General features: G+C 68.9%; 19 protein-coding genes and 1 pseudogene. 12 read left to right on the top strand and 8 right to left on the bottom strand.

Features of this window, described 5'->3' with window-relative positions; all coding sequences use genetic code 11:
* The first annotated feature begins 17 nt into the window (after nt 1-17).
* From IPG50_11825 to IPG50_11815, 3 genes are all read left to right on the top strand, one after another.
* The gene (locus IPG50_11825; protein ID MBK6692872.1) at nt 18-215 is read left to right on the top strand and encodes a hypothetical protein; all 198 of its coding nucleotides are present in this window, start codon (nt 18-20) and stop codon (nt 213-215) included.
* A gap of 158 nt (nt 216-373) precedes the next feature.
* Nucleotides 374-571 carry a hypothetical protein gene (locus tag IPG50_11820; GenBank protein ID MBK6692871.1) on the top strand — a complete coding sequence of 66 codons (198 nt, stop codon included), beginning with the start codon at nt 374-376 and terminating at the stop codon, nt 569-571.
* 2,280 nt (nt 572-2,851) lie between these two features.
* Nucleotides 2,852-3,031, top strand: coding sequence for a hypothetical protein (locus tag IPG50_11815; GenBank protein ID MBK6692870.1), 180 nt, complete (start codon nt 2,852-2,854; stop codon nt 3,029-3,031).
* 391 nt (nt 3,032-3,422) lie between these two features.
* On the opposite strand, the gene IPG50_11810 is transcribed toward IPG50_11815, so the two are convergent.
* From IPG50_11810 to IPG50_11800, 3 genes are all read right to left on the bottom strand, one after another.
* Nucleotides 3,423-4,520, bottom strand: a complete 1,098-nt coding sequence (locus tag IPG50_11810) for an ADP-ribosylglycohydrolase family protein (GenBank protein ID MBK6692869.1) — start codon at nt 4,518-4,520, stop codon at nt 3,423-3,425.
* Nucleotides 4,521-4,650: 130 nt separating this feature from the next.
* Nucleotides 4,651-5,340: an NUDIX hydrolase gene (locus IPG50_11805; protein MBK6692868.1), complete on the bottom strand. Its 690-nt coding sequence runs from the start codon at nt 5,338-5,340 to the stop codon at nt 4,651-4,653.
* The gene (locus IPG50_11800; protein MBK6692867.1) at nt 5,337-6,386 is read right to left on the bottom strand and encodes an ADP-ribosylglycohydrolase family protein; all 1,050 of its coding nucleotides are present in this window, start codon (nt 6,384-6,386) and stop codon (nt 5,337-5,339) included. The genes IPG50_11805 and IPG50_11800 overlap by 4 nt, the downstream gene beginning before the upstream one ends.
* An 80-nt stretch (nt 6,387-6,466) precedes the next feature.
* Between IPG50_11800 and IPG50_11795 the strand changes: the two are divergent.
* Nucleotides 6,467-7,418, top strand: a pseudogene (locus IPG50_11795) (ADP-ribosylglycohydrolase family protein).
* A gap of 30 nt (nt 7,419-7,448) precedes the next feature.
* Here IPG50_11795 and IPG50_11790 read toward each other — a convergent pair.
* Nucleotides 7,449-7,775 (bottom strand): hypothetical protein, encoded by a 327-nt coding sequence (locus IPG50_11790; protein ID MBK6692866.1) that lies wholly within the window; start codon nt 7,773-7,775, stop codon nt 7,449-7,451.
* Between the two features lie 276 nt (nt 7,776-8,051).
* On the opposite strand from IPG50_11790, the gene IPG50_11785 reads away from it, so the two are divergent.
* From IPG50_11785 to IPG50_11775, 3 genes are all read left to right on the top strand, one after another.
* Complete coding sequence (locus IPG50_11785) at nt 8,052-8,273, top strand: hypothetical protein (GenBank protein MBK6692865.1); 222 nt, start codon at nt 8,052-8,054, stop codon at nt 8,271-8,273.
* A 120-nt stretch (nt 8,274-8,393) separates the two neighbouring features.
* Complete coding sequence (locus IPG50_11780; protein ID MBK6692864.1) at nt 8,394-8,942, top strand: hypothetical protein; 549 nt, start codon at nt 8,394-8,396, stop codon at nt 8,940-8,942.
* A gap of 9 nt (nt 8,943-8,951) precedes the next feature.
* On the top strand, nt 8,952-10,139 hold the full coding sequence (locus tag IPG50_11775) for a radical SAM protein (protein ID MBK6692863.1): 1,188 nt from the start codon (nt 8,952-8,954) through the stop codon (nt 10,137-10,139).
* Nucleotides 10,140-10,240: 101 nt separating this feature from the next.
* Here IPG50_11775 and IPG50_11770 read toward each other — a convergent pair whose 3' ends face one another.
* Together IPG50_11770 and IPG50_11765 are read right to left on the bottom strand one after the other, a co-directional pair.
* Nucleotides 10,241-10,774 (bottom strand): hypothetical protein, encoded by a 534-nt coding sequence (locus IPG50_11770; GenBank protein ID MBK6692862.1) that lies wholly within the window; start codon nt 10,772-10,774, stop codon nt 10,241-10,243.
* A 33-nt stretch (nt 10,775-10,807) separates the two neighbouring features.
* Entirely contained in the window at nt 10,808-11,467 is a 660-nt protein-coding gene (locus IPG50_11765) for a PDZ domain-containing protein (GenBank protein MBK6692861.1), read from the bottom strand.
* Between the two features lie 9 nt (nt 11,468-11,476).
* Here IPG50_11765 and IPG50_11760 point away from each other — a divergent pair, with 9 nt between their 5' ends.
* The 3 genes from IPG50_11760 to IPG50_11750 all read left to right on the top strand — a co-directional run bounded on the left by IPG50_11760 (nt 11,477) and on the right by IPG50_11750 (nt 13,199).
* Nucleotides 11,477-11,716, top strand: coding sequence for a hypothetical protein (locus tag IPG50_11760; protein ID MBK6692860.1), 240 nt, complete (start codon nt 11,477-11,479; stop codon nt 11,714-11,716).
* Between the two features lie 244 nt (nt 11,717-11,960).
* Nucleotides 11,961-12,497 carry a hypothetical protein gene (locus IPG50_11755; GenBank protein MBK6692859.1) on the top strand — a complete coding sequence of 179 codons (537 nt, stop codon included), beginning with the start codon at nt 11,961-11,963 and terminating at the stop codon, nt 12,495-12,497.
* Between the two features lie 84 nt (nt 12,498-12,581).
* Nucleotides 12,582-13,199 carry an SMI1/KNR4 family protein gene (locus tag IPG50_11750; protein ID MBK6692858.1) on the top strand — a complete coding sequence of 206 codons (618 nt, stop codon included), beginning with the start codon at nt 12,582-12,584 and terminating at the stop codon, nt 13,197-13,199.
* 62 nt (nt 13,200-13,261) lie between these two features.
* Here IPG50_11750 and IPG50_11745 read toward each other — a convergent pair whose 3' ends face one another.
* The gene (locus tag IPG50_11745; protein ID MBK6692857.1) at nt 13,262-13,471 is read right to left on the bottom strand and encodes a hypothetical protein; all 210 of its coding nucleotides are present in this window, start codon (nt 13,469-13,471) and stop codon (nt 13,262-13,264) included.
* A gap of 138 nt (nt 13,472-13,609) precedes the next feature.
* On the opposite strand from IPG50_11745, the gene IPG50_11740 reads away from it, so the two are divergent.
* A complete protein-coding gene (locus tag IPG50_11740) occupies nt 13,610-14,758 on the top strand; it encodes a hypothetical protein (GenBank protein ID MBK6692856.1) in 1,149 nt (382 codons plus the stop codon).
* 1,806 nt (nt 14,759-16,564) lie between these two features.
* Nucleotides 16,565-17,017, top strand: coding sequence for a hypothetical protein (locus tag IPG50_11735; GenBank protein ID MBK6692855.1), 453 nt, complete (start codon nt 16,565-16,567; stop codon nt 17,015-17,017).
* 589 nt (nt 17,018-17,606) lie between these two features.
* Here IPG50_11735 and IPG50_11730 read toward each other — a convergent pair.
* Nucleotides 17,607-18,074 (bottom strand): hypothetical protein, encoded by a 468-nt coding sequence (locus IPG50_11730; GenBank protein ID MBK6692854.1) that lies wholly within the window; start codon nt 18,072-18,074, stop codon nt 17,607-17,609.
* Between the last annotated feature and the right edge of the window lie 30 nt (nt 18,075-18,104).

The raw sequence follows: 18,104 nt of genomic DNA, 5'->3' as shown, positions 1-18,104 counted from the left end.
AGTGACAAGTGGACGTTATGAGCGGCGCGGACGCCAAGCTGAACAGCATCATGAAAAACGAACTCACACATGTTTCCCGCGCCCGGCGCTCCACCGTGCCCCTCGAACAAGCCCACGTGGGCATCGACATCGGTCGCGTCATCATGGCGGCGTCCGACGAAGGCAGACGCGCCGACACCTCCTTCCTCAGCGCGAGCGACGAGGAAACATGCTGACGCCTCCCAACGACAGAGCCTTTGCCGTCATCCGGCGCATCGTCCAGGCCGCAAGGCCGCGAAAAACTCGTCTCCAAGGCTGGCCCTCGCATCCAGGCCCTCACCCGGCGCTGGCTCACGCACTGGCGCTGAGGCCGAGACCGGCGTCCCCATGGCGAATGTCTTCTTCTGCCGCGAAGCGCCGCGACAAGGCGACCCACGCCAAGCACCTGAAGCTGACGCACTTCATCGACGATCGCCTTGGCGTGCTCGAGCACCTTCGCGGCGTGGTGCCGAACCTCATCCTCTTTGGCTACCAGGGCCCGCGCGCGGCGATCCCGCCCTGTCCACCACCTGCGAACGACAGGCCGCTGTGAAGGTCGCGCTCTGAGGATGGCCAGCAACCTCGCGCGTGACTCGGCGCCGCTACGGAAAACGATGAACCCGCGACGGCACGTGCTCCGTGAATTAAACGCCGTTGGCGCACCGCATTGCGGCTACGTGCCCTTCGCCATGGCGTCGGCATGAACGTGGAGCACCACCGCGACGCCGCGGCGTTGGCCCCCGTTTTCGCCGTGGCCTCGTCGAGCGAGATGCACGTGGTGACGTTCGCCCTTGATGAGACCCTCGCACGGATCGCGTCGACGAATCGCCGCCGGGATCCGTGAAAAACCACGGCGGCGGCGGCGCCGCCGGAAGCGCGAGGTCGATGGCGACGGAGTAACCCTGATTCGCGCCCGGATGCGTTCACCGGTATCGTCGAAGGCGAAACGTTGCTTGTCGCTCGTGCGCACAAGCTCCGCAAGATCATCGCGTGAACGCGCGTTCGCCGCGGGCCGGCGCGCCAAAAAGGTCCTTCACGGCAATCCATCCGCCGTCCCGGCGCGACTCCGACGCTCTCCGGCTTGTGGCGGAGCACGAGCAACAACCACTTGCTGAGAGCGGACCCGTCGCGCGGCATCCACGGCGCGATGGTAGCTCGCGCTCGCTCCGTCACCGCAATCCGCGGTCCCGCGCGAAACGAGCCTTCTTTTGCGCGCGGTCCTTTGGTACGGTCGCTGGCTTTCCCGATGTCCGCGCGCCCGCACCGTCGTCCTTCTCGGGGCGCAACGCACCGACCCCTCGCTCGGCACGACCGTCGCAGCGCGCGGCATCACGGGAAGTTCGCGCTGGTGACGGCTGGCTAACAGGAGCGCGAGCCAGGAGACGAAGGCTCTCGGCGCACCTCGCGGGACGGGCGGGGTCAACCTGCGCTTACGCGCCCGGGCCGAGGAGGAGGTCTTCACGCGGCGATCCGGGCTATCGGCGGCTTACCGCGAGCGCCAACAGCGCTTGTCGCAACGCCAGGACTTCTACCGCATCGGGCTCGAACACGCGCTCGATGCCGATTGCGTGATTCGTCAGCGTCGCGCGCCGCCGCACGTCTCGAGGAGACCACGGCGTCGATCGCTGCCGTTCGCGCCCTCGACGACTGGCACCTGGCGCTGCGCCGAGATGCACCGCGCCTTCGAGGCGAGTAGGATCTCAAGAACCGTCCGTCAGTGCGGCGACAACGCGAGCAACTCGGGGCTCTTGGCTGGCTGCGGGCCATCGCCATCGCCGGCGGTCACGTCGCGACGCTCGTCAATCGCCTCACGCTCTTCGTCGCCGGCTTAAACTCGCCGACACGAGACGCTCTTCGCGTGGTCCGGCGGCGCCATGGCCATCACCGACCGCATCGTGCTCTTCCCGACGACCCGCCGCAGGGGCCCGGCGCCAGCAGATGTGCTGACGTCGGTCTCGGCCTCGCGTCAGGCGTGGTGGCGTTGCCGGCGCCCGAGCAACGACTACCGTCTCGACCGGCAGCATCGCGTCACGGCGATGGTGCGTCGCTTCTCGCCGGCGCGATGCGTCGCCTTGCCGGCGCGTTCACGTGACGTGGCGACGGCCACCGGTGCGTACCGAGGGCGTCGTTGCGCTTCGCGGGGACGGAGGGCACGAGACGCTCGTGGCCGACGCAGCGAGGAGGACCGACCGCGTGACGACGCCGCTCGCCATCGACGCGTTCCACGCGGAAGGCGCCGACCGCGCCAAAGGCGAGGCCTTCGTGAAGGACCGCAGGTTTCCCCTCGTCGAAGGGTCGCGGGTCACCTTCGTGTGGCTCGGCAAAGCCGACGCCGTCAAGCGGGTGCACAGGATCTGCGGCCTCGAGTCGCAAACGGCGCTCACGCACGTCCCAGGCAGGCGTCTCACTACCTCACCGTCGGATCACGAGCGTTCGCGCGTCGAATACAAGCTCGGGGATCACAAGGGCGGCCACCGCGACTGGTTCCTGGATCCGCTCAATCCGAACCGCGCTCGCGATCCCTTTGGCGCCAACTCGGTCCTCAGAGCGGGGCTACGAGCTGCCCGTTTGGACCACCTTCGATCATGGCTCGCGCCGGGACCTCGAGCCCTTCGGGGATCGAGCGAGGCGCTCGGCGGCACGCGCTCAGGGCGGATCTGCGTGCCGCCGCGATTTCGGAAGAGCCGCGTCTATCCGCTCTTGGTGGTGCACGACGGGAGCGACTACCTGCGCTTCGCGTCGATGAAGACGGTCTTGGACAACCTGATCCACCGCCTCGAGGATCCCGACGTCATCGTCGCGTTGACCGATTCACCGGATCGCCTTCGCGAATGTGCCAACGACGGAAATCACGCGCTTCATCACCGAAGGGCTCGTGCCGCATCTGGCGTCGCGCTTCCCCTTCGTGACCGCCCCGACGCGCGGTCTCCTCGGCGCGAGCTTCGGCACGATCGCGGCCTTCTCCACGGCGTACCGGTACCCGGGCTATTGGGGTCGGCTCTTGCTCCAGTAGGGGTCGTTCCTTTCGCGGACGTCAGCGAAGCGCGAAACATGGCCCGACGTTCGATCGCGTCGTTGAGTTCGCCCAGACCGCTACCGCGCCGAGCCCGACGGCCCTCGGCGAACGCGTCTTCGCGAGCTGCGGCGTCTACGAAGCTCATCTACGAGAACCGGTCACTGGTGCGCCTCTTGTCAAGACAGGCATGCGGGTGCGCTTCACGGAATCGCGCGACGGCCAGGCTGGGAGAACTGGCGCGACCGCTTGCGCGAGGCCTCGTGGCTCCTGCCGGGGCCGCTGAGTGCTCGTCTACGAATGACATGACGCTCGCGAGGCGCGCTGCGCTCGCGCGCCTGGGGCGACTCTTTCCCGCCGCGACGTGAAAGTCAAGTCTTGAGCGCCAGGTTCACCCGCGGACCGGGAAAATCAAGCGTGGATCGGTCGTTGCCTTTCGTGACTTGTGCCGATCTTGCTCTTCTTTCTCTTCCTGCGCTTCAAGGGCTCCGGCGGCAGGCCGTCCCGTGGTCTCAACCGCGCTGAGCGTGCCGCTCAATGTGTCGCCTAGGATCAGGCGGCTCGTGAGCTCTCGACTGCCTCCGGGATGCCTTTGTACCCGACGAGAGCGCGACGATGCCGCCGATGGCGCAGGTGGTGTCGCGATCGCCGGGCCGCTCACGGGTGACCAAAGGGCGGCTTCGAAGTCGTCCATGTGACGCTGCGCACCAAAGTGAGAACGGCACCGTGTCGGAGGGAGATAACGCGACTGCCGCTGCCGGGGAGCGCTGCCGCCGGTTCCGGCGGTTCGGAGAGAAGAACCGCCGCGCCTGCTCGGTGCCGTCTCCGCGTTGCGCCCGCCGGCGTGCGCTCTGCGATCTGCGCGAAAAACTGCGCCGCCGCAAAGGCCTCTCCGTCGCCGCGTCGCGCCGCGAAGACGCCGTCGCCGAGGCGACGGCAATAGCGCCGGCAGCGTTCCGGGTGCGCATGCGTCGGCTCGGCGGACGCGCGCGCGTTTTCGACCACGGCGTCGAGGTCTTTCGAGAAGAATCGCCGACGAGCGCCGAGAGCGCATGGCGCCGCCGTTGCCCATCGAGCCCTGTCCGTCGAACGGTTCGCGCGCCACCTCGTTCCAAGGTGCGCCGTCGGCGAGCTTCGCCAGGATGTCGTGGGCCGCGCCGCCGTAACCGCGCCGCCGGATCGGCGCGGTAGCGTTCTCGAAGCGCCGAGCCAGCGCGCCGCGATCGATGCGGCCGCGATCGAGGAGCACCTCGTAGATCGAGAGGGCCATGGCCGTGTCGTCGGTCCAGTGCCACGGCTCCCGCGGCATGGCGCGCTGCTCGATGAGCGACTGGACGGTGGCGGGCGAGCCGAAGAAGCGCTCCCCGAAGGCGTCGCCGATGGAGAGACCTTCGAGCGACAGGCGGGCGAGACCGAGGGGCGAGAGCGGTCGTGAACGCGCGCGGTCTTCCGGTGCGATGTCGAAGAGGGAGGCCTTCGCGGTCGTCATAACGTGTCCTTTGCAGCGTTCGGAGAGGGGGCGCCTGTGTCGGGTGAAACGGTAGACCAGGGCTGGCTTCCGAAGCCGTGAAAAGGCGCTTGCCGGCAGCGCGCACGACGACGCCGTCTTCGGGAGGCGCTCAAACTTGCGGCGGAAGTTCCTGGATCGAGGTGCGTGCCCAGGGCAGAGCGTGCACTTGCCGCAGCTCTGGATGGTGAACGTCTTCGGCACGAGGCTTCTCGCGATGCTCGGGCCGTCGATGCGCGCGGCAACATGGGCCGTGGCGCGTTCGATGATCTCCGCGTGGTCGAAGGCGAGGCTCAAGCTGCCCATGGCCGAGCCGATCGACGGCGTGCCACTCGGCCACGGCGGCGTCGCCACCGGCGTGCACGAGCGGCACCAGGTCGGGCCGAATCAGCGCCGTGTAGGCCACCGTGATGACGCGCATGCGCGGATCGCGACCGGCGCGACTGAAGGCGCCGACCTGTTCGAGGAAGACGTCGTTCGGGTGGAGGCTCGTCTCTTCTTGGAGCTCGCGAGCGGCGGCAGCGGCGAGGTCTTCGCCCTGATCCTTGTGGCCGTCGCCCACGCGCACGAAGCCGCCGGGCAAGGCCCAAGCGCCCTTGAACGGGTGCTCTCCGCGGCGCACCAAGAGCACGCGCAGCTCGCCGTCGAGGATGCTGAAAGCCACGATGTCGACGGTGACCGAAGGCCGCGCGAAGTCCCCGGGTCGGTAGCGGGCGAGGAACGCCGCTTCGTCGGGCCCAGCGGAGCGAGCGGTGGACTTGCGGGGAGGGGCAGGGGAGGGGCGCTTGCGGTCGCGGTTCATGGGAGGAGGCGAGAGAAGGCCACGCGGAAGGCGTGGGCCGTGACGACGGGCATGAGCAACACGTTGCGAAGGCAAGATCGAAAGCCTGAGAAGTAGACCGCCGAGCGGCGGTCCGCGGCGAGCGCCTTCGCCAGGGCCCGAAGGTGGCTTGGCCCGGCGAAGCTGACGCGACGTCCGTTGCTCCGATCGTAGAGCGCCGCAACCAGGTTCGACGGGAGCCCGCCCTCGCCGTGCAGCGCGCCCACCCAGGCCCCCACGATGGCGGCGGTAGAGTCCGTGTCGCCACCGGCGCGGATCACCTGCGCGATGGCAGCGCCGGGCTCGTCCCCCAAGCGTACAAACGCGAACGTGGACAGCGCGAGCGTGTGAAGGACGAAGCCCGAGTTGCCGAGGCTCGCGCCGGCCGCGTCGGCGGTCGTCTCCGGAGGGAGTGCCAAGGCCGCTTCGATGGCTCTCTGCAACGACTCGTCGTGGACGCAGGAGATGGCGGTGCGCGCGAGAGCCTCGCGATCAGCCGCGCCGTCATGCCCCGCAGCAAGCGACGCCAATTCGGCGACGTAGCGTGCTCCTTCGACGGCCCTCGCGTCCCGATGGGTCACACGGGCCACGGCGTCGGACCAAGCGCGCCGTCGCTCGGTGTCTCCATGAAAGAAGACGCCAACGATCGCCGCTCGCATCGCGGCGCCGTTGCCGGCCGAATTGGCTCCTGATGGCTGAAGGCCCACGGCGATGCGCAGGCAGGCCTTCAGGGTGCCAAGGCCGATGCCCCACGGGAGGCGCAAGAACCAGCGGAGCAGTTCCTTCCGGAAGCGCGCGACGAAGCGCGCCGGGTCGCCGTTCGCGTCGAGCAGACTCTCCGCGACGAGCGCGGTCTGCTCTGTGTCGTCGGAGACGACGCCTGCGGCGCCAAGAAAGCGGTACCGCCGGAAGTCGGGAAAACGGCGCGCGACGGCGCGCGCTGACATGCCTTCCGACGGCAGACCCAAGGCGTCGCCGACGGCCGTGCCAAGCAGCACGCCCGCCAAGCGGTCCTCGAAGTCTGTCACCGGAGGGGACGCACGCACGAGAAAGAGTCTAGGTGACTCTAAAGAGTTGCAAGGACTCTTTCTCTTGCTACATCTGATCGATGCCGCATTCGTCTTCTCCCATCTCGCGCGAAGAGCGCGTGCGTGGCGCGCTCTTGGGCCTGCTCGTCGGTGACGCGCTCGGTGTGCCCTACGAGTTTACGGCGCCCGAGGAGTTGCCGCCGATGGCTTCTCTCGAGATGACGCCGCCTTCGGACTTTCGTCGGGCGCACCGCTCGGTGCCCCCTGGCACCTGGTCCGACGATGGCGCGCAGGCGCTTTGCCTCTTGGCCTCGCTCCTCGACAAGGGGCACCTCGACCTCGACGACTTCGCGGCGCGGCTCCTCGCCTGGTATGAGCGGGGCGCCTTTGCGGTGGATGGCCGCGTCTTCGACGTCGGCGTGCAAACGAGCATGGCGCTCCGCGCGCTCATGGGCGGCGCATCGCCGCGCGAAGCAGGCCCGCTCTCGAGAAGCACAACGGCAACGGCTCGCTCATGCGCGCGTCATGCCGCTCGCGCTCTGGCATCGCGGCTCGGACCGAGAGCTCGTTCGCGACGCCTACGACCAATCGATCGTGACTCGCGGGCACGCTCGTTCGAAGGTTTGCTGCGCTCTCTATTGCTTGTGGTCCCGCGCGATCCTCGAAGAGCGACAGGACCCGTGGCGTCACGCCACGCGCGTCATGCGCTCGATGCTCGGCCGCGGGAGCGCAGAGGAAGAGGCCCTCGAAGAGCACATTCGCCCCGACGAAGCGGCCCGTGGCTCGGGCTCCGGCTACGTGGTGGATACGCTGCGCTCCGCGCGAATGGTGATCGACGAAGGGGGTTCCGTGGAGGTCACCTTGAAGCGCGCCGTGGCGCTCGGCCACGACACCGACACGACGGCGTGCGTCGTGGGCGGCATCGTCGGCGCCCGCGACGGAGCATCCGCGATCCCGGAGCGGTGGCGCGCAGCCCTTCGCGGGCAAGGGATCTTGCAGCCGCTGCTCGAGGCGCTGCTTCGCCGCGGCTGAGGGCGCCTCTCGCGGCGCCTGCAGCGTCGGTCAGTCTCTCGCGAGCTCCTCAAAGCGCTGGTGCAGGCGCGTGAGCCACGATTCGACTTCGTCTCGTTGGGGGTCCTCGCATTCAGCGACCAACGCCTTTGCGTACGACGCGAGCGAGGAATCGCCGACGCCGTTGGACTTCTCCGCGAGCTCGGCGGCAACTTCGCATGACTTCGCGACGCGTGCCGCGCCGGCCTTGGCCTGCCACGCCGGCGACAAGACCTCGTGGAAGGCACGCAGCGGCGGCGGCATCTTCGCGAGTCGTTCGGGCTCGCTCCGAAGACGAGGCGGCTCCGCACGCGGCGAGCAGTGCCAGGGTGAGCGCAAGAACCGGGCTTCGCATGGCGTCAGCGTAGCCGACCCTCAAGAGGTGGCGTGACCCTCAACGCGGAACGCAGCCGTGCGCCCCGCCTGACGCGCGGCGCCGACTCGGCGTTGCCGGTACAAGTCGGTGGACGCGGAGGGCCTATCGGCGACCAAGAATCCAGCACTTACGGATGGCATGGCGCCTGCTCAAGGAAGGACGTGACCGACGCGGAACGCCCGTCCGTAACCAAGTCCCATCGATCCACGACGCCTTCCACCTTCATCAGGAGAACAACCATGAACCACTCGACCCACGCAGCCTCCCTTGAGTCCCTCGACGAAGCTCTCCTCGCCGAGGTGGGCGGTGGAAATGTTCTCGGGGTCGGTATCGGTCTCGGCGTGATCGCCATCGGCGCGTCGGTCGCTTGCGGGATCGCCGGAGACAGCGGCGCGGGAGGCTCCTGCGCCGTCGTCAACGACCTCAGCCGTCGCCTTGCCGATTGGGTCAGCAGCTGGTGACGTGATGCCGAAAAGTCGCCTCGCGCCGGCCGAAGTTCTGGCCCGCGCAAGGGGCTAGGTGGCGGTCACCGCGGTGCGTTTCGTGTCCTGCGCCTTGCAAGCGTCGCCTATCATGCCGCGATGGCTCTCGTTCGATGCGCCGTCTGTCGCCGCCACGTCTTCCAACACGAGCCAGTCTGCCCCTTCTGCGCCTCGAACCTCGGCCCGCGAGCGGATCTCGCGCCCCCCGACCCTGATCCGTCGGGAATGCCGCTCGAACCCGTCTCGCGGCGCCGACGTTACGCCGCGGCGCTCGTCGCGAGCGCCTGCGCGCTCGGCTCCACGGCCGCGTGCGCGCCGTCGCAACCGGCCGAGTCGCCGAATCAGGAGGCCCTTCCCATCGCGACGGCTTCCGCAGCCCCGCGCCACGAGACCTCGGGGCCGCCGCCGCACGGCAACTCGAGCATGACGTTCGGCGGCCCTCCCGACGACGAACGGAGCCGCACCGTCACTCCCGTCGCGACGACCACCGCGACGACTTCGGTCCATCAGCCGCCTCCTCCGCCTCCTCCGCCCGACGAGCGCTGGCGTCGCCGCGGCGGACAGTGCGTGACGCAGGGCAACAGAGTCATCTGTCCGCCCTACGGTTGCGTCTTTCCCGACGAAGCCTGCGACGTCCTCCGCGCATGACTCGCGCGCTTGGCGACGACGCGCCAGGCGCTCATGGAGGCCCCGAGGCCGCGCCGCCGGCTGCCGCTCGCGGGCGCTGTCTCCACCGCGTCGGGGGCACAGGGGGCCCACGAGCCCCTCGCGGGCGAAGCTCGCGCAGTCGATGGCGCCTGCAGGCCGATCTACGCCGTCTGGGAGCTGACGCTAAAGTGCGACTTGCAGTGCCGGAACTGCGGCTCGCGCGCCGGGCTCGCGCGGCCCGACGAGCTCACCACGCGCGAGGCCATCGAGCTCGCGACGCAGCTCGCCGCCCTGGGCGTTCAAGAGGTCGCGCTCATCGGCGGCGAGGTCTATCTCCATGATGGCTTCGTCGACGTAGTGCGAGAGATTCGGCGCCTCGGGATGCAGTGCACCGTCGTGACCGGCGGTCGCGGCATGACCGAGGAACGCGCGGCCTCGGCGGCGGCCGCCGGCGTCCAAAGCGTGGCTGTCTCCATTGACGGCGCCGCCGCGACTCACGACCGATTGCGCGCGCACCAGGGCTCGTTTGCGGCCGCCGCCGCGGCCCTCCGCCGCTGCCGCGCCGCCGGAATGCAGGTCGCCGGCAACACGCAGATCAACCGCCTCAACATGCACGAGCTGCCGGAGATCCTCGCGCTGCTCACCGAGGTGGGGGCGCACGGTTGGCAGGTGCAGCTCACGGTTCCCGTCGGCCGCGCCGCCGATGAGCCTGAGATCATCCTGCAACCGCGTGATCTGCTGACGCTGTTTCCGCTGCTAGCGGCGCTCAAGGTGCGATGCGACGCGGCGCGCATCAAGCTCATGCCCGGCAACAACATCGGCTATTTCGGTCCCTACGAGGGGGAGCTACGGCACTTTCAGCCGGACGCACACCAGGGCTCCTGCGCCGCCGGAGTCCTCACGTTAGGGATCGAGTCGAACGGCGACATCAAGGGCTGCCCATCGCTCCCCACGGACTCGTGGGTTGGCGGCAACGTCCGAGAGCACTCGCTTCGTGACATCTGGGAGCGCGCACGCGCCCTTCGCCATGCGCGATCGAACGGCGAGCGAGCGCTGGGGCTATTGCGCCACGTGCTACTACGGCGACACCTGCCGGGGCGGCTGCACGTGGATGGCCACCGCACTCTTCGGGCGGCCCGGCAACAATCCCTACTGCCACCATCGCGTGCTCGAGCTTGCGCGCGTCGGGCAGCATGAGCGCGTGACGCGAGACAACGAAGCCCCCGGGCTTCCCTTCGACCGCGCCACGTGGAGTCTTGCCCTGGAGGAGCTCCAGTAGCAGAGGCTGAGCGCCTCCGTCATGGCAGCGTCGCGAGCCACGCCTCGAGCGCGGTCAACACGGTGCCGTCCCAAACGCCGCTCCCTGGCTCATGGAAGCTCTGGTGCAGGTTGTCGTGCCGCAAGAGGTCGTGGCCGAGCTGCGGCAGCTCGACGAACCTCCCGAGCGCGCCTGCCGCTTGCGCTACCGCGTGCCCCTCTTCGGGCGTGCACACCCAATCAAGGGCTCCGTGCAACACCAACAGCGGCGCCGTGATCGTCGACCACAGCCTCTGCAAGTCGAGGCGCTCGAGCTCCTGAAAGAACGACACGTGGCGTCCAAACATCGTCGCCCCGTGGCATGACGGTCCCTCGAGTCCGCCGAGCGCTGGCGCGCTGGCGAAGACGTCGGCAGGGGTCGCCCCCTCACGAAAGACACGTCGGTAGAGCTCTGTCCACGCAGCGACTTCGCTTTCGTCGGGCGCTCCGCGTAGTCGGCGCTGCCGCACCATCGCCTGCGTGATGCAGTCGCACCAACGTTGCGCCGAGGTGCCCCGCACGACGACCCCCGTCACGCCGTCGCTCCTCGCCGGCCAAGAGCGGAGCCATCATCCCCCGACGCTCTGTCCGAAGAGATAAACGGGCACACCCTCTTTGCGCAGCCCATCGAGCGCGGCTCGCCAGCCGGCGCTCGTCGAAGAAGCCGCGCTCCCGAGCCGGTGGCCCTTCGCTGTCGCTGGTGCCGCTTGCTCCACGCGCAAGGTCGCTAGACCCAACTGCGTCAGCCCGACGAGCAAGTGTCGTTGGGGATCGCTGTCGTCGGAGGACAGCTCACATGACCCGGAGCCAAGCCCCGGCAGCATGAGCACCACGGGCGCGTTGGCCACGAGGGTGGGCGCGGTCCGCAACGTTCGGAGCCGATGACCCCCGACGGTCACGTGTCCGAGGTGCAGCTCGGCCCCCAGGATCTGCTCCACCGGCGCCGCCAGGAGCGGCCCGGCAAGCTCGATGCGCTCCGCCCCGCGCACGACGCTGATGTGCAGGTGCGAACCCAACTCGCAAGCCCTCGTGAGAGCCACAAGATGGGTCGACGACTGTACCGGCTCTCCGCCCAAGGCCACGATGCGATCACCCGCGGTGATGCCCAGCGCCGCCGCCGTGCCGCCTTGTGTCACCCGCACGACCACCGCGCGCTCTCCCCGGTGCGTCGGGTTCGAGGCCCAGAGCTTTCTCCGCGCGAGGACGCTCGCTGCCGGCGCCTGGTACATTCGCGAACTATGGCATGGCGCGCGGAGCGACTGCACGTCTTCGTGCCACCCCACCAAAGCGCGCAAGCCGCGCGTGAAACGCTGCGTAGCCTCGCCGGTGCCGCCGGGCGCGAGCTCGTCTTCCTCGACGACCTGGTGGTGCCGAACGTTGGCGCCACGGAGCGCGCCGTCGTCGACGCGGCGTCGCTCGCCTCGACGCTGCCGGAGCTTGAGGTCCCAGTCTGCAGGCGTGCGCCGCGGCCCGATTAGTCTGCCGCGACCCGTCTTCGCCTTGTTCACTTTCTCGGTGCTGGCGTCGACGGCTTCTTTCCGGCGCGCGGACTCCCCTCCAACGTGGTCATCGCCAACGCGCGCGGCATTCACCGGGATGCCGTGCGCGATCACGTGCTGACCATGCTGTTGGCCTTCGAGCGTGAGCTGCCGCGGCTCCTTGCGCAGCAAGCCGCGGCGCGATGGGAGCCTTTCCCTTCCGGCACGCTGAGGGCGTACTCTCGTGCTCGTCGGACTCGGTGAAGTGGGGCGCCCCATCGCCGCGGCGGCCGCATCCCCTGAATGTTCGTCGTTGGGGTGGCGCGAAGGCCACGCCACGATGCCCGCCCCCGACGGTGTCGTCGAGGTTCACGGCATCGCGGCGCTCGGTGCGCTCTTGCCGCGGGCCGACTACCTCGTCCTCGCCGTTCCGCTGACCGGTGAGACGCGCGACCTCTTCGATGAAGCCGCCCTCCTGCGCCTCAGGCCCGACGCGGTGCTCATCAACGTGTCGAGGGGCGGCATCGTTGACGAGGTGGCGCTGATGAGGGCCCTCCGTGAAGGCCGCCTGCGAGGCGCGGCCCTCGATGTCTTTGCGGAGGAGCCGCTGCCGTCAGAGAGCCCCCTTTGGACCACGCCCAACCTGCTTGTGACGCCCCACATCGCCGGGGCCATGCAGGACTACGTCGAGCGCGCATTTTCCGTCGTTCTTGAGAACGTCGCCCGGCTGGAGCGCGGTGAGCTCGTCACCACCCCCGTGGAGCCGGCGCGCGAATACTGACGAACGGCGATGGCGCGCCCGCAAAAGTGCGCGACGAGAGCGTCAAGGTCGTCTCGTCATCAAATACGCTCTAGCCTCAGCTCCATGAGCACCTCGGTTCGGCGCACGCTTCTCGCCCTCTTGAAGCCCAAGGCCCTTGGCTTTCCCGCCGACGCGCCGCCGAAGGGGGCCGTCGCCGCCTTCGAGCGTGGTGCGAAGATCAAATTCCCGGAGGCGTTTCGTCAGTTCATGACGCTGCACGATGGATGGCTAGGCCTCGGCTCGGCGGCCCTCTTCAGCCTCGACGATCAGAAGGCGTGGCGCGCTCGAATGCTCGGTATCGACGCCACGTTCACGGGCCACCCCATTGGCATCGATCGCTCCCTCGGCGGAATCCTGTGCCTCGAGCTCTCGCTGGTGGAAGACGACGACGCACCCGTCGTGTGCATCGGCGAGTCGGGCGCCGACATCGCCTTCGAGAGCTTCACCGCGATGCTCGAGGCGGCGCTGCTCGCGCGGAACATGACGGTGCAACCGGCGAAGAAGGGCGCGGCAAAGGCCAAGGCGAAGCCCGTCAAGCGTGCGCCCACCAAAGGAGCGCTCGGGCGTGGCGTTGCCAAGAAGGCTGCGGCCACGAAGAAGGTCCCATCGAAGACGGTCACAAAGACCGCGTCGAAGAAGAAGTCGGACACCGGGCGCAAGCGAAAGAGCGCGCGGCGGTAGGCCGCGGCCGCGCTCTGCACTTTGTGCGCGACCGCGATCGCGCGCGACCTCGCCGCGGGCCGTCAGTTTGCGGAGCGCTGCGGCGGCGCGTCTCGGAGGCGAATCGATTCGGTCAAGAACGCCTGGAGGCGGGCGCGCTCCGCTGCGCGCTCCGTCGCGCCTTCCAGGATGTCGCGTGCGATGAGCTCGACCTCCGCGCCGTCGGGCAGGGTGGTGGGCTCGTCGAGCAGCAGACGACCGGCGACGACGCGGGTGCGGTAGGTGTGCGACATGGCGCGGACTCTAGCACCGGAGCCGCCGACCCGCATCGGAGCGCGGGTCGCGCGCCAATTGTCCGGCTTTCTGCGCTCAACCGCGCGCGCGTCGACGAACATCGACAATCAGGCGCGAGGTCCGTAGCGTGACGCTCGATGGCACCAACGGAGTTGCTCGCGCGGTCCGTCGCTGTCGAGCGCGCGAAGCGGGTCTTGGTGATCGGTCTCCTCGGAAGTCTCGTCTTTGGCGGTTGGCTCTTCTTCGCGTGGCGTGCGAGCCGCCTCGCTGCAACCGAGTGCACCGTGCAGAAGGCCTTCGACACACCGCTCGTCGGCGGTGTCTTGTGCACCGTCTCGCATCGCACCGAAGGAGGGGGGGGAGCACACGCCCCCTGGGAAGCGTGCAACATGCCAACGCGGTGGCCCAAGGTCGCGCCGGGAACCAAGTTGCCCTGCTGGTACTACCAAAGCAGTCCCGGCGAGATGGTCTTCGAGCCGCGGTCCGTCGTGTGGCAAGCGCCCGTGCGTCTCTCAGGCTTGGCCTTCTCGGGCATCGTGTTCCTGGTGGGGCTCGGCTCCCTCGCTCGCGCGCGCGGAACGACGAGCCGCGCGCGGCCGGCGAGGCATGACGGTGCGGGCCCGTATCGCACGCCCGAACAACCACCGTCGCCGCCGCCCGCTCCTCCGGCGGCGCCGCTTTCCATCGCGCTGCGTCGCTCACCGGGCTGGCTCGGTTGGCTGCTGGCGCTGCCCTTTGTCGTGCTCGGCGCCGTGCTCCTCGCGCTGACGCTCCTCTTGTCGTGGCGCGCAACCGGCGAAGTGAGCGTCGCGGGCGTGTGGTTCGTGCTCTTTGCGGTCTCCGTGCCTTCCGCCGGCCTCGCGGGCGTGGGGTTTCGCTCTGGCGTAGTGCTCGACCGTGAGCGTGGGCTCGCGACGACCTGGTGGGGCCTCTGGCGGCCGTGGTTCTCTGCGCACCGCGCGCTCGCGTCGCTCGTTCAGGCGGGCGTGCTCGTGGAGAGGCATCGCCGCGGCACGACGAAGAAGCTCGAGCTCGCATTCCGGAGCGGTGAACGGGCCACGTTCCGCTGCGAAGACGAGGTCGAACGGCTGGCCGCGCAGGTGAACGCCTACCTCGCCGAAGGCGAGCGCGAGACCGCGTCGCGCACCAGACCTAGAGCCCGCTTTCACCGCGCTTCCTACGATCGTGGGGCGTCGCCGCTGCGCCGCGCGCTCCGGCGCGGTCCATCGCGCTCTTCTCGAGCGCCCGGCATTTCGTCGTCCTTCTCGCGGCACGCGTCGTGCTGAGTCCCGGCCCATGACGGCACTTCGATGCATCGCGCTCGCTTCGGTGTTGTTCCTCGGCTGCGAGTCTGTGGACGGGGACCTCGGCTCCACGAAGGAAGAGGGGGCGCTTCAGGGCACCGCCGTCGGGGGCGACCTCCGCTGGCCCGCCGTTGGATACCTCGCGGCGCGCTCTCCGAGAGCGCGTATTGCACGGCCACGCTGCTGGCGCCGCGCGTGGCCGTCACCTCGCTCGCTTGCGTTCGGGCTCACGACGTCGGTCACGGGTACTTCGGCCTGGGATGGCCAAAGGATGCCTTGCGCGACGGCGCGTCTTCGCGCGTTCCCGTCGCCGACGTGGTGGAGGAATCGTCCGCGGTCGACGACGCACGCCTCGCCTACGTCCTTCTCGGTGAGACCGCGTTGACTCCGGAGGGCATGGGCGTCCGCTACGCGCGCGCTCCTCGGCACGCTCCACCTCGCGACGATGCGACCTTACGGTGGTGGGGTACGGTAATCGCGACGTCGACGGCTACGGTTACGCCCCTCGCGGCGGCTCTCGACCTCGGTATGCGACGAAGGGCGCTTGGAGGCGAAACCTCAGAGCGCATCGACGTGCAGAGCGCTCACGGAACACTCTGCCACGTCGACGGTGATTTCGGCGCGGCGCTCCTGGCACCACCGACGACGACCGCCCGACGCTTGTTGGCCTCTTCGTCGGGGAGGTCGTCTACGCGGGAGCGCCCTGCACCGAAACGCGAGCCACCTACGTCGACGCCGCCGCGCACGTCGCGTTTATCGAGGAGGCCCTTGCGGCTGGCGCGCGATACTGACGCCAGACACGGCGACTGGCCAAGTGTGCCTCGTGGCGGGCCTGCGAAGCGTTGTACTCGGCCTGCGAGAGACCGAGCGCCCAGTGAGTCGGCGAATGAGGCTCATCTCGGCGACGCTGACGTTTTGGTCGCGCCGCCACATCGAGCAGGGAGGTCCAGAACGCAGAGGCGCAGGTCGCGGTCGGCCAACTCCTTCAAAGCGGGCGTACTCCACGCGCCTCGTGTTCGGCGACCTTGGAGATCGAGTCGCAGCGTTCGCAAGATGTTCTCGATGCCGCCGGGCGACAGCCCACCGACGCGCGCGCGAGTGCATCCCGAATGGGGGCCTCCTCTTCCGGCAGGTAGGGCCGGTCCCAGTAGGCCACCTGGCCCAAGAGCCCCACCACCGCGGCCACGATCTTTGCGTCGTCCTCTGGCGCCGCGCCATCTCGCGGCGGACCGCGCGAAGGAGGACGGATCGTTGTCGTCGGCGCTCGGCGCGCAAGGAATCGAAGAGGCCCACGGCTCGAAGAAAAGCGGGCCACACGCCTTCCGTCAAGGCGAGCGCGGGCCCGCGCTTCGCAGGAAAACTTTTCGTGACGGTGTTCGCCGGCAAGGGGGAGGTTACGCAACCTCTCGACATCGGCCGCCCTTGGCTCGGGGTGATGTCGATGCGCGGGCCGCAAAGGTCGCTCTCCTCGCCCCGCCCTCGCCCTCGCCGTGGCAGGATGCGGCACGTTGCTCGGGATCGAAGAGCGTCCGCTCGGCGAGCCGAATGACGGGGCGCAGCTCGAAGCTGGCGTCGAGCTGGGCGATGCCGGCGTTCCTGATGCAGTCTCCGCCTCCGACGCGGAGTCGGACTCGAGCGTCCTGCTCGACGATGGCGCCGTAACCGGGCGACAGCGCGCCCTTGCAAGAACGACGCGAACGCCGATGCCCGCGCGACGGACTGCCCCACGCAGCTTGTCACCTGGACCGTCGGAGTGAGAGAACGTGTTCGGTCACCTCCGGCGGCCTTATGGCCCCTGACGCCTCCAAGAAGCCGACCGATTCGGTGCCGACCGACACGGGCTTTGTCACCGTCAACTGCTTGGGCGGCGTGCTGGTGCGCTCGGGAGCCGTGTGCGTGACGCCGCAGGTCGTCGACGTGCGGGGGCCGACGGGCTGCGTGAACGGCTACTGCAGCGCTGCCGCTGGTGAGTGCGGCGTCGCCGACCCCAACGCCGCAACCGCCATCTGCGTCGCCAAGGGCTTCGCCACCCAAACGACCTTCACCACCATGGAAGGAGCCCGACGGGGCCAACCAGTGTGGAGCGACAGGCGGAGGCTGTTTCGTCAACGCCAACCCCACGTGCAACATCGTCTTCGAGACGGTGACGTGCCGCTACTGAGGCAAGCGAAGCGTCCTCTGGTCGGTGCGATAGCGCCGCAGCACCCGAATGGTGGTGCCTGCGAAAGCGGCAATGCGTAACGCTCGAAGGTGTCGCACAAGGCAGGCCTCTTCGGCCTGAGAGAGAGCGTCGCCACCGAGTTCGATCGAGGTGGGCGTGCCACTCGGCTCCCACACTACGATCACATCGACGACGACCTGCTTTCGGGAGACGCACGCAGAAAGAGACGAAGCGCGCCGGCGGCGCGGCCCTTTGTCGAAGGAAGGGGATCCCGTCGTTGCCGCTCGATTTCTTCCACGGCACACCCTTGATTGGCATGATGGGAAAGTCGCCGACCGACGATGTGACCGAGCAGGGCCGGCGCCGCGCCGCTTGCCCGTCGACCCGCGTCTTCCAAGGCGGCCTCATGCCCCCAAAGGAGCTTGGTTACCGTGCTGCGCGTCGGTGGCGCCGGAACCTCCACCTCTGGGGCGGCGGCTTCGGTCATGGGCGGCAGGGGCGGCGTCTCTTCCGGCCGTTGAGGTTGAGCCGCGCGGACTCGGCAGCATCGGGGGCCGCACGAGTCGGCGGTGTTTCCGGTGGGAAGCGCCGATGGCGGACTGCAGCCGAGGACACACCGCGGCAACGCAACGAACGCTCGTGCATCGAGGTCGAGCTCACTGTTGCAGCTTACCGGTCCGCGCAACCCGCGCTACTTCGGCCGCTACTCCGGCAGCGCGTGGATGTGGTTCGGTGCCTCGCCCGGCGCTCCGCTCTGTTGGTCGATGGTGAAGTAGAGCCGCGTCGTGTCGGCGGGCGAGGTGAAACAACGCCATCGCCGCGCGCTAGCTCGACGTGGAACGAGCCGTCAGGGCAGTAACGTTCGAGGATCCACGCGGGGCCCTTCTGGCCACGAATCGGGACGTGCGCCGCGTAGACGCCCGAGCGATCAGCGAACACGGCCGTGACCGTTCCTTCGATGCCCCCCACGGCGGGAATCGTGCGCCGGTCGGCGCCAGGCGTGGAGTTCCGCCCCGTGGCGGCGATCTGCCACGCGTTGAGGCCCGACGTGAACGACATGGGGACGAAGAGGTCTGACCCATCGAAGGCCAACCCTCGCACGGCGAGCGCGGTGGGCGCGCCGGCGACCGTCTGCACGGCTTTGGAGTCGGCTCTCGCTCCCGTCCT

The sequence above is a fragment of the Myxococcales bacterium genome, from assembly GCA_016703425.1.
In the GTDB taxonomy this organism is placed as follows: Bacteria; Myxococcota_A; Polyangia; order Polyangiales; family Polyangiaceae; genus JADJCA01.
The sequence above is the reverse complement of the archived record's forward strand: the minus strand, read 5'-3'. Positions and strand labels throughout refer to the sequence as shown.

Coding starts and splice junctions, on each gene's coding strand:
- IPG50_11825 (MBK6692872.1), top strand. CDS start 18: ATGAGCGGCGCGGACGCCAAGCTGAACAGCATCATGAAAAACGAACTC.
- IPG50_11820 (MBK6692871.1), top strand. CDS start 374: ATGTCTTCTTCTGCCGCGAAGCGCCGCGACAAGGCGACCCACGCCAAG.
- IPG50_11810 (MBK6692869.1), bottom strand. CDS start 4,520: ATGACGACCGCGAAGGCCTCCCTCTTCGACATCGCACCGGAAGACCGC.
- IPG50_11805 (MBK6692868.1), bottom strand. CDS start 5,340: ATGAACCGCGACCGCAAGCGCCCCTCCCCTGCCCCTCCCCGCAAGTCC.
- IPG50_11785 (MBK6692865.1), top strand. CDS start 8,052: ATGAACCACTCGACCCACGCAGCCTCCCTTGAGTCCCTCGACGAAGCT.
- IPG50_11780 (MBK6692864.1), top strand. CDS start 8,394: ATGGCTCTCGTTCGATGCGCCGTCTGTCGCCGCCACGTCTTCCAACAC.
- IPG50_11765 (MBK6692861.1), bottom strand. CDS start 11,467: ATGTACCAGGCGCCGGCAGCGAGCGTCCTCGCGCGGAGAAAGCTCTGG.
- IPG50_11760 (MBK6692860.1), top strand. CDS start 11,477: ATGGCATGGCGCGCGGAGCGACTGCACGTCTTCGTGCCACCCCACCAA.
- IPG50_11750 (MBK6692858.1), top strand. CDS start 12,582: ATGAGCACCTCGGTTCGGCGCACGCTTCTCGCCCTCTTGAAGCCCAAG.
- IPG50_11745 (MBK6692857.1), bottom strand. CDS start 13,471: ATGTCGCACACCTACCGCACCCGCGTCGTCGCCGGTCGTCTGCTGCTC.
- IPG50_11740 (MBK6692856.1), top strand. CDS start 13,610: ATGGCACCAACGGAGTTGCTCGCGCGGTCCGTCGCTGTCGAGCGCGCG.
- IPG50_11735 (MBK6692855.1), top strand. CDS start 16,565: ATGGCCCCTGACGCCTCCAAGAAGCCGACCGATTCGGTGCCGACCGAC.